Below are 14,268 nucleotides of genomic sequence, written 5' to 3' on the forward strand. Positions count from 1 at the left end.
AGGCATCCTAGCATGCGTTTTTTTTCGGGAGCAACCACTTAGGGAGGCAAGCCATTTATCTATTGACGAAGGAGAAACGTTTCATGCCGGAAAACCCACGATCAGCCGGAGCTCTGCAACCACCGCACGACTGCTTCACGCATCCGGACAGAAAGAATCCATTTGGCGATAATCCGATGAAACGGCTTCAAACAAGTGGCCAGCATACGAAGTCGTCGTTGAACCCGGAACCAGGGCAACGAACGGGTGAGCACCTCTGCTTCCGCGCGACAGAGCGCGACCCCAAGTTTCCACCGCTCAAGCCAGGAGTCTTTGAGCGTCATGTACAGAGCCTCCGCACAATCTTCATCAATCCCATGACGAGGATTCTTCAGCAGCTGCTTAGGCATCTTTCGAACGAGGACGGGGATATCTGCATCTGTCTCGATCTCCTGAAGTATCGTCAGTGGAACGGCAGTATCGAACAGACTGTGAGCCATCGCCAGGCCGAGCAGGACCAACCGTCGACATCTCCACTCGCCTGCCTGAAACAACACACGACTCCAATCTAACGCCGGCCGCCGACGCACGAGTTCCGCCACATCGCAGACCCACTTCAACTGCTCCCAGGCATGTTTTGCCCCATGCACGCAAAGAAGAATCAACAGATCCTCCGGGCAGAGGCCCATCACCGATTTTGTTGGTAAGTGAACAGGCTTCAGCCTTCCCCAAAACGCGCTCCGATCAAGCCGAAATCCGAAATGCCGGCGAGCCATCATCCACTGAAGATCGACCGCAACAATGCCGTTTCGCCTCTGGAAAAAGTGATACGGCTCCCCTGACTCCTCCCCGCCTCCCATGTCCTGGCTGGTCAGTTGATACCCCTGAGACCATAAGACTTTCCGAGCTTGGGGAATCGCTCCCTGCTCAACAATCAAATCAATATCCGCACATTCCCGTAAACCTAGGTCGCCATACGCCGTCTGTGCAAGCGTGACGCCTTTAAAGGGAATCGCCGTCACCCCCTTGGCCGCCAACGCATCGAGTAAGGTCACGAGTTCTTTAGCCAACAAGCTATTTAAAAGAGCGTTCGCCTGATTGTGCCGACGAAAGGCTTCGTGAATGGAAGAAGGCACGGCAGCGGGACAAATTGTGACCAGATTGCGATACACTAGCGGCGCCACGCCATGGGCTCTGGACAGCTGCCAGACCAGCTCCCAATCAATTCCATCGTAGGCCAAATCTGCCACTTCGACTCGAACAAACTCACTCACCGTCGTTCGCGCACAGAGCGCAAGCAATCGTCCCTCCGCACGCATGAGGAACAATCCTGGCGCCGGTGTCGTCCCCTTACGCGAAATACCTCCAAGACGAGAGGAGCTCCATTGCGCGACGGTGGACCTTGGAAACTGTCCCATGTCAGTTCTCTCTCCTTGCTTGCCGCTTCTCCAGAAGAGGCGTTACCAGCCATGGCAACTCCATGACATCGCGTCCGAAGTGGAGTCGGTAACAATCTGCCTGCTCGACCAATCCCACAAGCGCTTGAAACTCCCGGCGCGCCACTTCGGTGTCATACACCAGCAAGGAATGCGGAAGAATCATTTCCAATGCTACCTTCTTGGACAAGGGCTCCAGACAACTGTGCGAGGAATTGACCACCTCGGGAAAGAGGATCACGCTGGGCTCGCAAGGCTGACCTAATGGCCCCGGATATACATCCTCAGCATGGAAATAGCTCTTGGGGACACCGGCATGAAGCACAGATGGCGGGGCCGCTCGCAGTTCTGGAAAGAACGATACGGTGTGATCAGTAACATTGATCTTGAGCGGATACGGGAGGATCTCCACACGCGTGCCGCTGATCCGAAAAAATGGGTGATCATCGGAAAGGTAACGATACCCTGCTCGCAGCAGGGATAGGAACGAGGTGGTTTTTCCCCGCCCACTGAAACCGGGAATCAGCACACCTTGCCCCTTGTGCTCCAGTGCGGTGGCATGAAACGTATACAATCCTCGCCGCTTCAGAAGTTCCGTCATGGCGAAATGGACAAAACTCGCCCGGATATCCGGCGCCATGGCCTCCGGTCTCACCAGATAGCCCCGGACAGATTGTGAGTCCCCATCAATCACGACAAGGCCCTCTCCATGAAAATCGGCAATCAATAGGCCGTTGTCTGAATAAATGTCGCACAACCATGTCGTCTTCCGATCAGGGTCGATCGCGAGGCCAGAACCGCTATACAACAATTTCGCTGAACTGGAAATCTGGACCGGAACATCCTCACATCGCTCGATCGCGTCGAACTCCATCCGCATGGGCTGAGCCGCAACGGTGTCGCGGTGAAAGTGACGGAGTAACGCCCAAACGGAATGTGCCAACTCGGACGAATTGGTGGTGAATTTCATCTCTATGCCATGGACGGAGAGTAGAAGTTCCTTCATTGTCGACGCCATGAACATTACCGCTTCTCCTTTTCAGCCTTCTGCCCGTCGTCACTACCGCAGAGATGTGGGGCGAGCTGGCCGGTCTAGTTAACCGGCCAGCTCCATGGCTCTCACTAGAGCACCTGGCATGTTATATGGGTGTTCGATCCAGCACGCGGGACAACTGAATGGCCGTTACGTCGCGCAGCAACTCATGTTTCACGAGCGCCGGCTTGACGTATTCGGTCTTTATCTGTTGCTCCATTCTCACTCACCTCCTTTCTGTGTGAAGTAATCCTTCCTGCTCCAGAAGCACAATCAACGCCAGCATATCGTCCTGCGCCTGCTGTTCAGACACATCAAACCTGGCACAGATTGCTGAGTGAATCTGCCGCAACGACTGCTCCCCTCTGCACAAATTCCAAATGGTTGATCCGACGACATTGAGCGTGTAATAGCGGCCGGAGTTCAGATTCAACAGCACACTTTCACCATCGAGAACCGTGCTGTGGACCTGTTCATCCTGCCTGGGAAATATTTCGGACAATTCGAGTTGAGGCTCACTCCACAGATGCACAGTGGCAGGCATATAGATGCTCCTGGTTCAGATTGCTGGGACATGTGACTGCTCCGATACCACCATTCGTTCTGAAACCGATTTTTCCCCGAAGTCTTGGTCCCTCTACAAGCAAGCCGTGCACATCACTGCAAGACAAGGGCGAAACTATCGTCATCACGCTCGTTTCTCTATCCCCAGTGAGATTGGGCTCCACCTCCCTTTGGGGGATCCGGATTTTATTTTCATGAAGAACGGATGAAAAAAGCGTACGGATGGGGCCGCTAGTGGGTTTCAAAGCCGAACTTGTCAGCTTGATTCACACAGACGCACAGGAAAGACTCGATTCGCCCAGGCCCGCCAGGTCCAGTTGACCCCAAGAGAACGGTAATGTGCAGAGGAGGTCTCAGGAGATGCGAGATGATTGAGTACTTGAGGAAACCAGGGATTGAGGGAAGGTAACCGTCACGGTAAACGATTGCCAGTAGGAGGACGGCTCAAGAAACTCATGACCCTCCAGCACCAGCCATGCGTGTCCCTCCAGCTGCTGATTGAGCTTCATCACTCCGCATTTGAATTGAACGGGGAGGCCGGCACGGCGGGCGAAAAAAAATAGCGCTAACGCTCGAGGAAAACAATTCCCCTTCGGATTGTATGGAAACAGCGCGAGCCACCGATCCACATAATAGGCCACATCTTCCATCGCGTGCTCATCCGGATCGGCTGAAATCTCGCATACTAACCAGCCGAGCAATCGCCTGAGACTCGTCAGGCGGGACGCGATGCGGACCCCAACGACCACAACACCAGTGGCAACGATCACTCGATACTTCCGAACCAGCGACATGCCAATTAGTCTAGCAAGGCGCAGGAGGAAGTCCAGACGATCCTATGAACCGGCGAGGACAACGATGTCAGCGCGGAGCTTCAAAGAGCCCTAGTTGGAGTTCTTCTGCCCGGGTAAAGGAGATAGGGTATTGTTCGGTAAAGCAGGCATCGCAGTACTGCCCCGGAGTACCGGGAGCCGCCTTCACCATGCCGTCCAGGCTCAAGTAGGCGAGGCTATCCGCGGTGATGTATTTGCGAATCTCTTCGGTGGTATGGCTGGATGCGATCAATTCCTTCTTGGTCGGTGTATCGATGCCATAAAAACAGGGCGACACGATCGGCGGAGAACTAATGCGCATATGCACTTCTTTGGCTCCGGCATGACGCAGCATCTTGACGATTTTTCGGCTCGTCGTTCCCCGAACCAACGAATCGTCTACTACGACCACGCGTTTCCCTTCGAGGACTTCGGGAACGGCATTGAGCTTCACCTTCACCCCGAAGTGACGAATTGACTGCTCCGGCTCGATGAAGGTGCGACCCACATAATGATTCCGGATCAGTCCGGTTTCAAAAGGAAACCCCGACCCTTCCGAATAACCCAACGCCGCCGGCACCCCGGAATCCGGCACGGGAATCACGATGTCCGCATCAACCCGCGATTCTTGCGCCAATTGCCGGCCGAATGCCTTCCGGATGGAATAGACGGCTTTGCCTCCAAAAATGCGGCTATCAGGACGGGCAAAGTAGACATATTCAAACACACACATGGCCGGCTTGGTTTGAGCGAATGGCTTATAACTGGTGACGCCCTGATGATCCAGTACCACCAACTCTCCCGGTTCGATCTCCCTTACATATTCGGCATCCAACAGATCGAACGCGCAACTTTCGGAGGCCACTATCCAGGCGTCACGAAACCGTCCCAGGCACAGGGGGCGAAATCCATGGGGATCGCGCGCGGCGACAATGCCCTGATCGGTCATCAGAACCACTGAAAATGCACCGCGAACCTGGGTGAGCGAATCGATGACCCGGTCCAGCAGCGTATCCGCCCGCGAATGGGCGATGAGATGGATAATGACTTCCGTGTCGGACGTCGATTGAAAAATAGCGCCATAGGCTTCCAGTTCACTGCGAAGCATGGTGGCATTGATCAAATTCCCATTGTGCGCCACGGCGAGGTTACCGAAGGCAAAATTGACGCTCAAGGGTTGCACATTCTTGAGCCCTGCCCCGCCCGCAGTGGAATAGCGGTTGTGCCCGATCGCCATCGTGCCGGGCAGACGTGCCAAGGCCTGTTGCGAAAAAATATCTGCAACAAGGCCCTGACCCTTTTCGACATAAAACTGTTCACCGTCGTTGGAGACAATACCGGACGCTTCCTGTCCGCGATGTTGCAGCGCATAGAGACCGAGGTAGGCGAGGTTCGCGGCCTCTTTATGACCATAGATACCGAACACGGCACATTCGTCGTGGAACTTATCGGGAGAAATCAGCGGTAATTCGTTGGCCATGACGTCCGTATCCTAGTCCTGACCTAATGCACGAGGGATTGCCAATCCCCAATGGGCATACAGTGCCGTCAATTCGAGATCGATTTTGCAGCCAGCCGCCCGCTGATCACCGTCTACTTGAATCACCAACCGGGCACCTCCGACTGTACCGATCCGAGCGGCATGAACACCGGCCTCCCAGGCCGCATTTAAGACCCGCTCGGCCAGCTCCGCTTTCACGGAGAGCAGAATTCGCGATTGGCTTTCCCCAAAGAGCAGCGCATCTCGACGAAGACCATCAAGCGGCAATTGTACCACAGCCCCCAGTTGTTCAGCTGAACCCGAGATGCAACACTCCGTCAGCGCCACCGCCAATCCACCATCGGAACAGTCATGGGCCGACTGCACCAATCCATCGCGGATGAGTCGAATCGTGCAAGCCTGCACGGCTTTTTCAGTTTCCAGACTCAGCAAAGGCGGCGAACCCTGCTCCCGATGGTGCAAGACCTTCAGATACTCCGTTCCACCGAGATCTTCACGGGTCTGGCCCAGAAGAATGATCACATCGCCGCTTTCCTTGAACCACTGCGTCACGGCACGATCAGCGTCTTCGATCAACCCGACCATCCCGATCATCGGCGTGGGGTAAATCGACAGGTCATTCGTCTCATTGTACAAACTCACATTGCCGCTCACGATGGGCACATTCAACGCCTCGCAAGCATCCTTGAGCCCTTCAATCGCAAGTACGAATTGCCACATGACCTCGGGGCGCTGCGGATTGCCGAAATTCAGGCAGTCAGTCACGCCGATCGGCTGAGCTCCCGAGCAGGCCAGGTTTCGCGCGCATTCCGCAATGGCAATCTTGGCGCCCTCATAAGGATTCAAGAGACAATAGCGCCCGTTGCAATCGACGGACAACGCCAGCGCCTTATTCGTCCCCTTCACCCGCACCACCGCCGCATCCGACCCGGGACGCACCATCGTATTTGTTCTCACCATGTGGTCATACTGCTCATAGACCCATCGCTTACTGGCAATAGTCGGCGAATCCAGGAGTGCGAGCAATGCGGCATTAACGTCTTTGACGTCCGGCAAGGCATCGTGATTCAGCGCCTGCAACATTTCTTGATAGGCAGGCGGCGCACTAGGCCGGTCATATCGCGGACCGTCGTCGGCCAGAGCCTTGGCCGGAATCTCCGCCACCATCTGGCCGTTTTCTTTGAGGACGACCTTGCCCGTATCGGTCACCCGGCCGATCACGGCCACATCCAGATCCCACTTACGGCAAATCTTGATCACCTCGTCTTCACGACCGGCCTTCACCACCATCAACATCCGTTCCTGGGATTCCGAGAGCATGATCTCGTAGGGCGTCATCCCCGGTTCACGGCGCGGCACATCAGCCAACTCCAACTCTACACCCGTGCCTTCTCGCGAGGCCATTTCGCAGGCCGAACTCGTCAAACCGGCAGCACCCATGTCTTGAATGCCGACCAGGCAATCACCGGCCATCAGTTCCAAACAGGCTTCGAGCAACAGCTTCTCAGTGAACGGGTCACCGACCTGCACCGTCGGCCGCTTCTGAGCCGCTTGCTCATCGAACGAGTCCGAGGCCATCGTCGCGCCATGAATCCCGTCACGCCCGGTCTTCGAGCCGAAATAGATCACCGGGTTCCCGACGCCGGCCGCCTTACCCAAAAAAATCTTATCCTTCTTGGCAATTCCCAGACAGAACACATTCACCAAAGGATTCAGGGCATAGATGTCGTTGAAGACAATCTCCCCGCCGACAGTGGGTACACCCATGCAGTTGCCGTAACCGGCAATACCCGACACAACACCCTTGAGCAGATGGCGGGTATTCGCATTGTCCAATCCGCCGAATCGCAGCGAGTTCAACAACGCAATCGGCCGAGCGCCCATCGTAAAAATATCGCGTAGAATTCCGCCCACCCCCGTCGCCGCACCCTGGTAGGGCTCGATGAAAGAAGGATGGTTGTGAGACTCCATCTTGAACACCGCGCACAGACCATCCCCGATATCCACCGCGCCGGCATTTTCGCCGGGCCCCTGAACCACGCGCGGCCCCGTCGTCGGCAACTTCTTCAAGTGGATGCGGGAGCTCTTGTAGGAACAATGTTCGCTCCACATGGCCGAGAACATGCCCAGTTCGGTCCAGTTGGGTTCTCGCCCCAAGATCTCCAGGATCTTCTTATATTCGTCATCGCTCAGCTTATGCTGCTCAAGGATGGCTTTGGTAATGACCAGTGCGTTCATGAATGACACATTCTCAATCGTAGGGGGTTACCGACAGTTCCGGAACCGCTACTCACGCGAACCGGCCGTCATACTCCGATCAACTTGGATTGCAATTCGGGCTTGCCGAACGAGCTCAACATCGACTGAAAGATCAGCCGCCCATCTTCATTGCCCAATATCGCTTCTGCACTGCGTTCGGGATGCGGCATCATGCCCAGCACATTTCCATCCGCATTCATGATTCCGGCGATGTTATCCAGCGACCCGTTCGGGTTCGCATCGGGCGTCACCTTGCCGGCTGCCGTGCAGTAGCGAAAAATCACTTGTGCATTGGCTTTGATGCCGCCGAGCGTGACCGGATCGGTGTAATAGTTCCCGTCGGCATGCGCGATGGGAATCTTCAGCACCTGGCCGGACTCGCATTGATTCGTAAACCGTGTCGCCGCATTTTCCACCTTCACGTAGACGTCTTTGCAGATAAAATTGAGCGAGGTATTGCGCAGCATCACACCTGGCAGGAGACCAGCCTCCAGCAGAATCTGAAACCCGTTGCAGATACCGATGACCAGGCCACCCTTATTCGCAAAGGCCTTCACGGCTCCCATCACCGGAGAAAACCGCGCGATGGCGCCGGTCCGCAAATAATCCCCGTAGGAAAACCCGCCCGGCAGCACGACCGCATCGAGCCCCGCGAGCAGAGTTTCCTTATGCCAGATCATCTCCACATACTGGCCGAGCACATCCTTGAAGATATACTGGCAGTCGTGATCGCAATTACTGCCGGGAAATACCACCACGCCGATTTTCATAATTCTAAAGAGCTTATGGCCTATGGCAAATGGCGTATGATACGAGACAGGAACGAGGTCTCGGCCTCTGCCATCAGCTATAGGCTATAAGCCATCTGCTCCTATCCGAGTTCGTACCGATAATCCTCGATCACCGTATTCGCCAGCAATTTTTCACACATCTGCTTCACCTGGGCATCCGCCTTGGCGCGGTCCGCTTCGTTCACGTCGACTTCCATGTACTTGCCGACCCGCACGTTTCCCGCATTCTTAAACCCGAGGGAGTCCAGCGCATGTTCGATCGCCTTCCCCTGCGGATCGAGAATTCCCTGCTTCAGCGTCACATGAATCTTGGCTTTCATTGTGCTTTTCCCACTTCCTGCTGTGCCTTGCAGACCCTCTGCACGTACTTCCTGATCCAAAAGATCACGCCGATGGTCCCGAGCCCTGCCAGCGACATCAGGACAAACGCCCAGCGCCAGGGGGATTCCTTGAGGTGATAGGCCATCATCGCCACCGTGGCCGCCCACACCAGAATCGCCGCCACCAGACCATAGTTCAAAAACAACTGGAGAAACCGGTTCATGCCGCCCCTATTCGCACACCCGCTTCAACACTTCCTGATACGCCTCTTCGATTTTGCCCAAATCCTTCCGGAACCGGTCCTTGTCCATCGACTCTTTGGTCGTCTGGTCCCAGAACCGGCAGGTATCGGGGGAAATTTCGTCGGCGAGGATGAGTCGATTGTGAAAGACGCCGAACTCCAACTTGAAATCGACGAGCATCATCCGGCGTTCTTTGAAAAACGGCAGCAACACGGCATTGATCTTGTGGCCCAGCTCGCGCATCTCCCGTAACACAGCCGGAGTCGCCACATTCAATAGGCGCAGGTGATCGTCGTTCACCAGCGGATCCCCCAACGCATCGTCCTTATAGTAAAACTCGATGATCGCCGGGTCGATGGCCGCGCCTTCTTTGAGACCCAGCCGCTTGGCAAGACTCCCCGCAACGACGTTCCGGACCACCACTTCGACCGGCACAATCGTCACTCGCTTGGTGAGCATCTCACGGTCGCTGACGCGCTCGATGAAGTGCGTCGAAATCCCGTGCTGTTCGAGAAGCCGGAACAGCCGCTCCGACACCTTATTGTTGACCACCCCTTTATCGACGATAGTCCCGCGCTTCTGCGCATTGAAGGCCGTGGCGTCATCCTTGAAATACTGCAACACCTGGTCGGGCCGATCAGTCGTGAAAATCTTCTTGGCCTTGCCCTCATAGATCATCGTGCCTGCTGGTTCGACGGTCATCCCTCTCTCCTTCGACTACTGTGCGAACTTTTCCAGGATCTCATCCAGCGGACTCATCGTGCCCAGGAGGGTCGGATGTCCGAAGCGTCGATTGTGGCGGAATTCCTTCACCTGCTGCAGCGCCCGCACCAGATTGTGAAAGTCCTCCAACTTCTCTGTTTCAAAATAGGTGATGAAATCGACGTCGTCGAGACCCGTTGAATGATACAGTTTTCGTTTCACCGTCTTCAGATAGGGAAGCGCCGCCTGCGTATGCTCTTGCATCAGGGCGGTCCGTGCTTCCTGGTCCAGTCCCCACCATTCCGCGTCCTTCTTGATAGGGATCACAATTGCGTACGGCCTGGAACCGGATTCGCCGTTCACCTGTAACTCTGTCTTCATGGATTCAGGGAAGCCGGCAACGTAGGTCGGCTTCTTGCTCACGCCATGAAGAAGTCCGCCTGAGGTGAGATGGCGTCCTAATCGAGTGCCCATGAATGCCGAGAGAAACTGCTGTGTGTCCGACAACGTCCGGGCATGCACACGAAACATGAGATCGGCATGGTCGGATAACCCCCGGAGCAGATAGGACTCGACCAAAATCTTGCCGGACCACTGCTCGACTAATCCCTTAACCTCCGCTACCGAGATGACGCGCGACTCGCCCGGGAGGTCCCACCAATCATGGTCCATCTGGAAGGTCGCAAATGTGCCGTATACCCCCGGCTCTGTCAGAAGCTTCTCGCGATCAGCTGCGGAAACCGGCCAAACCGCGGCCAGCACCAGCAAACCGGCCAAGAGCCCGACTCGTACTGTCGACCGCAGGCTCATGCCCGTTTCCTCCGTCGTCTGGCGGACGAAGCGCCGCTCGCTCCGAACACCCGGCGAAAGACTTGATCCAAATGTCGAAGGTAATAGGCCGGATCGAAACAGGCGGTGATTTCGTGCGGCTTCAAGTGGGTCGTGATGAACGGATCGCGAGCGACCAGTTCCTGAAACCCGACTCCACCTTTCCAGGCCGTCATCGCGTTGCGCTGGACCGCTTCGTACGACTCTTTGCGCTGGGCGCCCTTATCGATCAAGGCCAGCAGCAGTCGCTGCGAATAGACCAGGCCTCCGGTCAGATCGAGGTTGCGTTGCATCCGCTCGGGATACACAATCAGATTCTTCACCAGGTCGGTCACGCGTGCCAACATGTAATCGACCAGAATGGTGCTGTCCGGCATGATCACCCGCTCCACCGAGGAGTGGCTGATATCGCGCTCATGCCACAGGGCCACGTTCTCCAGCGCGGCCAGGCTATTGCCGCGTACCAGGCGCGCCAGGCCGCACAGATTTTCCGACGCAATCGGATTGCGCTTGTGGGGCATCGCCGATGAGCCCTTCTGTCCGGCGGAGAAATATTCTTCCGCCTCCAGCACCTCCGTGCGCTGCAGGTGACGAATTTCGGTGGCGATTTTTTCAATGGTCGCGGCCAGTAGCGCAAGCGCGGAGGCATAGGCCGCATGCCGGTCTCGCTGCACGATCTGGTTGGACACCGGATCCGACGCGAGCCCCATCTTGGCGCAGACATATTCTTCAATTTCAGGGCCTTGATGCGCAAAGGTGCCCATGGCTCCCGAGAGCTTTCCTACGGCGATATCCTTGCGCGCCGCTTCGAGGCGCGTCCGGTGCCGGCAGGCCTCCTCATACCAAATCGCCAACTTGAACCCGAACGACACCGGCTCGCCATGAATGCCGTGCGACCGGCCTACCATCACCGTATGGCGATGCTCGAGTGCCCGTTTCTTCAGCACAGCAATCAACTCGTTCAGATCCTCGAGAATCAGATCGAGCGCTTCGGTCATCTGCACGGCCAGCGACGTATCGACGATGTCCGATGAGGTGAGCCCCATATGCAGGAACCGGTGCTCAGGTCCGACGGAATCCATCAGTGATTCGAGGAAGGCGATCACATCGTGCTTTGTGACCTTTTCGATTTCGGCAATGCGCGCCACATCGATCTTGGCTTTCTTGCGAATCCGGGCGCTGGTCCCGCGCGGAATCTGCCCGCCACGCTCAAACGCAGCGCAGGCCTGCAACTCCACTTCCAGCCAGATTTCATACTTGTGTTGAAGGTCCCAGATGGCACTCATCCGCGGACGGGTGTATCGATCAATCATCTCTTCCTCGTTATTCGTCGCTCGTGAAGCGTCGTTCGCTTAGGCAATCCAGAGGGGATGTCCCTCGAAAAACGTTTCACGTTTCACGCTTTACGCTGCTGTCGCTGCCCACCACCGGCAATTCGGGAAACGCGCGCTTCCGTTCCAACCGTGCATCCGACCCGAGCACCTTGTCGAGAATGCCGTTCACGAACTTGGAAGCCTCCTCGTCGCCGAAACTCTTGGCCAGTTCGATCGCTTCGTTCAGCGTCACCTTGGCCGGCACCTCGGGCACCTGCAGCAATTCAAAACAACCCATGCGGAGAATATTGCGGTCGATGATCGGCATCCGGCTCACCTTCCAATTGGTCGCATAGGTCCCGATCAGCGCATCCAGTTCCTTTTTGTTGGCCCGGACGCCGGCGACCAATCGCTCCGCGAATACCCGCAACTCCTCGGCCAAGGGATACTGAATCCAGAAATCGTCCAGCCAGGGGCCCGCCTGGCCATGAACGTCGTATTGAAAGAGAATCTGTACCGCCCGTTCACGGGCTTGATGTCGAGAGGCCATAGTGCAACGCCGGTCAGCGTTTCGGCCTCGCTGCCGATCGCCCGGCTCGTCGTGACGGGGTGGCCGGCTGCGGCGCCTCCCCGCTTCCTTCCTTTTTGAGCAGTCGCATCACATTGACCATTTCGATCGCCGTTTTCGCCGCATCGGCGCCGCGATTCAGCTGCTCCGGATCGGCGCGCTCAATGGCCTGAGCCACGGTATCGGTGGTGAGGACGCCGAAGATGACCGGGATATTCGAATCCATCGAGGCTTGCAGAATCCCTCGACTGACTTCGGTGCTGATGTACTCGAAATGCGGCGTATCACCACGGATCACTGCGCCGAGACAGATCACCGCATCGAATCGACCGGACCGGGCAAGCTGGCGAGCCACGAGGGGAATTTCAAACGCGCCCGGTACCCGCACCACCTCGATGGCCTCGTCCGTCACGCCGGCCTTCGTCAGCGCCTTCACGCACTCCGTCAATAACCGGCTGGTGACAAACTTATTAAATTTGCTCGCCACGATGCCGAACGTCAGCCCCGTCGCGTCTTGGGAACCTTTGCGAAGCTTCATGGAATGAGATAACGAGTCAGAGGTCTCATGGACTGTATGCGCCGAAGAAAGAGGGGGATCATACCTGGAAACGCCCTCAAATGGCTACACGTTTCAGGCCGTCGGCGCACGCATCTTTCCCACACGAGGATGACTCAGGATTGAGACCGGCTGGAGCGGCGCTAGACCTTTTTCAAGAGGTGGCCGAGCTTGGCTTTTTTGGTGCGGAGATATTTTTCGTTGTCGGCACGGGGGGCGATCTCGATCGGCACCCGTTCCACCACCTTCAAGCCGTAGCCTTCGATGCCGACAATCTTGCGCGGATTGTTGGTAATCAAGCGGATGCGGTGCAGCCCGAGCTGCACGAGGATCTGTGCACCGACACCATAGTCGCGCAGATCGGCCTTGAAACCGAGCTGCAGATTCGCTTCGACGGTATCGCTGCCGGAATCCTGCAGACCGTAGGCACGAATCTTATTCAGCAGGCCGATCCCGCGCCCCTCTTGATTGAGATAGAGCAACACGCCCCGACCGTCCTTCTGAATGATCTCCATCGCCCGATGGAGTTGCTCACGACAGTCGCAACGCAACGATCCCAGCACATCCGCCGTCAGACAACCGGAATGGACCCGGACCAGCATCGGCGTCTCGGCATCCACCCGGCCCTTCACCAGCGCAATGTGAGTCGCGCCGTCGATGTCATTCTCGAATGCAATCGCTTCAAAATCGCCGAAGGTGGTGGGCAACAACGCACTAGCGGCTCGCCGCACGAACGTCTCACGATGCATGCGGTACTCGATCAACGCCTTGATCGTGACCATTTTCAACTTGTGCCGCCTGGCAAACTTGGTCAGTTCCGGCACACGAGCCATCGTGCCGTCTTCGTTCATGATCTCGCAGATGACGCCGGCCGGGTAGAGTCCGGCCAATCGTGCCAGGTCAACCGACCCTTCCGTCTGCCCTGCGCGCCGAAGCACCCCGCCGACTTGTGACTTCAGGGGGAAAATGTGACCGGGGCGCGCCAAGTCGCCCGGTGTGGAACGCGAGTCGATCGCGACATGAATGGTCGTGGCACGATCCGCCGCCGAGATACCGGTGGTGATCCCTTTGCGAGCGTCGATGGAGACCGTGAACGCGGTGCCGAAGGTGGCCGTGTTCTCCGCCGCCTGCGGCGCCAACTGCAACTCCTCCACCCGCTCCGGAGTCAGCGCCAGACAGATGAGGCCACGCGCATGTTTGGCCATGAAGTTGACGGCGTGCGGCGTGACCTTGCCGGCCGCCATCACAAGATCGCCCTCGTTTTCACGATCTTCGTCATCGACGAGGATGATGAACTTCCCCTTCTTGATATCCTTGATCGCGTCTTCGATCGAATTAAACGGTGTCGCCATAATCCCTCGAT

Annotated in this window: 14 protein-coding genes and 1 pseudogene; all 15 read right to left on the bottom strand. The window is 56.7% G+C overall.

Annotated features, from left to right (window positions below):
* Positions 1-101: 101 nt before the first annotated feature.
* The gene (locus NSND_RS06870; protein WP_080878291.1) at positions 102-1,397 is read right to left on the bottom strand and encodes a nucleotidyltransferase domain-containing protein; all 1,296 of its coding nucleotides are present in this window, start codon (positions 1,395-1,397) and stop codon (positions 102-104) included.
* A 1-nt stretch (position 1,398) separates the two neighbouring features.
* Complete coding sequence (locus NSND_RS06875; RefSeq protein ID WP_143833448.1) at positions 1,399-2,433, bottom strand: phosphoenolpyruvate carboxykinase (ATP); 1,035 nt, start codon at positions 2,431-2,433, stop codon at positions 1,399-1,401.
* 241 nt (positions 2,434-2,674) lie between these two features.
* Positions 2,675-2,992 carry a PqqD family protein gene (locus NSND_RS06880; protein WP_080878293.1) on the bottom strand — a complete coding sequence of 106 codons (318 nt, stop codon included), beginning with the start codon at positions 2,990-2,992 and terminating at the stop codon, positions 2,675-2,677.
* 373 nt (positions 2,993-3,365) lie between these two features.
* Complete coding sequence (locus NSND_RS06885) at positions 3,366-3,806, bottom strand: lasso peptide biosynthesis B2 protein (RefSeq protein ID WP_080878294.1); 441 nt, start codon at positions 3,804-3,806, stop codon at positions 3,366-3,368.
* Between the two features lie 67 nt (positions 3,807-3,873).
* The gene (gene purF, locus NSND_RS06890) at positions 3,874-5,304 is read right to left on the bottom strand and encodes an amidophosphoribosyltransferase (protein ID WP_080878295.1); all 1,431 of its coding nucleotides are present in this window, start codon (positions 5,302-5,304) and stop codon (positions 3,874-3,876) included.
* A gap of 12 nt (positions 5,305-5,316) precedes the next feature.
* Positions 5,317-7,563 carry a phosphoribosylformylglycinamidine synthase subunit PurL gene (gene purL, locus NSND_RS06895; protein ID WP_080878296.1) on the bottom strand — a complete coding sequence of 749 codons (2,247 nt, stop codon included), beginning with the start codon at positions 7,561-7,563 and terminating at the stop codon, positions 5,317-5,319.
* Between the two features lie 68 nt (positions 7,564-7,631).
* Positions 7,632-8,354: a phosphoribosylformylglycinamidine synthase subunit PurQ gene (gene purQ / locus NSND_RS06900; protein ID WP_080878297.1), complete on the bottom strand. Its 723-nt coding sequence runs from the start codon at positions 8,352-8,354 to the stop codon at positions 7,632-7,634.
* A 101-nt stretch (positions 8,355-8,455) separates the two neighbouring features.
* On the bottom strand, positions 8,456-8,695 hold the full coding sequence (purS, locus tag NSND_RS06905) for a phosphoribosylformylglycinamidine synthase subunit PurS (protein ID WP_080878298.1): 240 nt from the start codon (positions 8,693-8,695) through the stop codon (positions 8,456-8,458).
* On the bottom strand, positions 8,692-8,919 hold the full coding sequence (locus NSND_RS06910) for a hypothetical protein (protein ID WP_080878299.1): 228 nt from the start codon (positions 8,917-8,919) through the stop codon (positions 8,692-8,694). The genes purS and NSND_RS06910 overlap by 4 nt, the downstream gene beginning before the upstream one ends.
* Positions 8,920-8,926: 7 nt before the next feature.
* Positions 8,927-9,640: a phosphoribosylaminoimidazolesuccinocarboxamide synthase gene (gene purC / locus NSND_RS06915; RefSeq protein ID WP_080878300.1), complete on the bottom strand. Its 714-nt coding sequence runs from the start codon at positions 9,638-9,640 to the stop codon at positions 8,927-8,929.
* A 15-nt stretch (positions 9,641-9,655) separates the two neighbouring features.
* Positions 9,656-10,450: a chlorite dismutase family protein gene (locus tag NSND_RS06920; RefSeq protein WP_080878301.1), complete on the bottom strand. Its 795-nt coding sequence runs from the start codon at positions 10,448-10,450 to the stop codon at positions 9,656-9,658.
* Positions 10,447-11,781, bottom strand: a complete 1,335-nt coding sequence (gene purB, locus NSND_RS06925; RefSeq protein ID WP_080878302.1) for an adenylosuccinate lyase — start codon at positions 11,779-11,781, stop codon at positions 10,447-10,449. The genes NSND_RS06920 and purB overlap by 4 nt, the downstream gene beginning before the upstream one ends.
* A gap of 76 nt (positions 11,782-11,857) precedes the next feature.
* On the bottom strand, positions 11,858-12,331 hold the full coding sequence (nusB, locus tag NSND_RS06930) for a transcription antitermination factor NusB (protein WP_080878303.1): 474 nt from the start codon (positions 12,329-12,331) through the stop codon (positions 11,858-11,860).
* Positions 12,332-12,428: 97 nt separating this feature from the next.
* Positions 12,429-12,887, bottom strand: a pseudogene (gene ribH, locus NSND_RS06935) (6,7-dimethyl-8-ribityllumazine synthase); the annotation flags it as partial.
* Between the two features lie 161 nt (positions 12,888-13,048).
* Positions 13,049-14,257, bottom strand: a complete 1,209-nt coding sequence (locus NSND_RS06940) for a bifunctional 3,4-dihydroxy-2-butanone-4-phosphate synthase/GTP cyclohydrolase II (RefSeq protein WP_080878305.1) — start codon at positions 14,255-14,257, stop codon at positions 13,049-13,051.
* Between the last annotated feature and the right edge of the window lie 11 nt (positions 14,258-14,268).

The sequence above is a fragment of the Nitrospira sp. ND1 genome, from assembly GCF_900170025.1.
Classification (GTDB): Bacteria; Nitrospirota; Nitrospiria; order Nitrospirales; family Nitrospiraceae; genus Nitrospira_A.

Coding starts and splice junctions, on each gene's coding strand:
- NSND_RS06870 (WP_080878291.1), bottom strand. CDS start 1,397: ATGGGACAGTTTCCAAGGTCCACCGTCGCGCAATGGAGCTCCTCTCGT.
- NSND_RS06875 (WP_143833448.1), bottom strand. CDS start 2,433: ATGGCGTCGACAATGAAGGAACTTCTACTCTCCGTCCATGGCATAGAG.
- NSND_RS06880 (WP_080878293.1), bottom strand. CDS start 2,992: ATGCCTGCCACTGTGCATCTGTGGAGTGAGCCTCAACTCGAATTGTCC.
- NSND_RS06885 (WP_080878294.1), bottom strand. CDS start 3,806: ATGTCGCTGGTTCGGAAGTATCGAGTGATCGTTGCCACTGGTGTTGTG.
- purF (WP_080878295.1), bottom strand. CDS start 5,304: ATGGCCAACGAATTACCGCTGATTTCTCCCGATAAGTTCCACGACGAA.
- purL (WP_080878296.1), bottom strand. CDS start 7,563: ATGAACGCACTGGTCATTACCAAAGCCATCCTTGAGCAGCATAAGCTG.
- purQ (WP_080878297.1), bottom strand. CDS start 8,354: ATGAAAATCGGCGTGGTGGTATTTCCCGGCAGTAATTGCGATCACGAC.
- purS (WP_080878298.1), bottom strand. CDS start 8,695: ATGAAAGCCAAGATTCATGTGACGCTGAAGCAGGGAATTCTCGATCCG.
- NSND_RS06910 (WP_080878299.1), bottom strand. CDS start 8,919: ATGAACCGGTTTCTCCAGTTGTTTTTGAACTATGGTCTGGTGGCGGCG.
- purC (WP_080878300.1), bottom strand. CDS start 9,640: ATGACCGTCGAACCAGCAGGCACGATGATCTATGAGGGCAAGGCCAAG.
- NSND_RS06920 (WP_080878301.1), bottom strand. CDS start 10,450: ATGAGCCTGCGGTCGACAGTACGAGTCGGGCTCTTGGCCGGTTTGCTG.
- purB (WP_080878302.1), bottom strand. CDS start 11,781: ATGATTGATCGATACACCCGTCCGCGGATGAGTGCCATCTGGGACCTT.
- nusB (WP_080878303.1), bottom strand. CDS start 12,331: ATGGCCTCTCGACATCAAGCCCGTGAACGGGCGGTACAGATTCTCTTT.
- NSND_RS06940 (WP_080878305.1), bottom strand. CDS start 14,257: ATGGCGACACCGTTTAATTCGATCGAAGACGCGATCAAGGATATCAAG.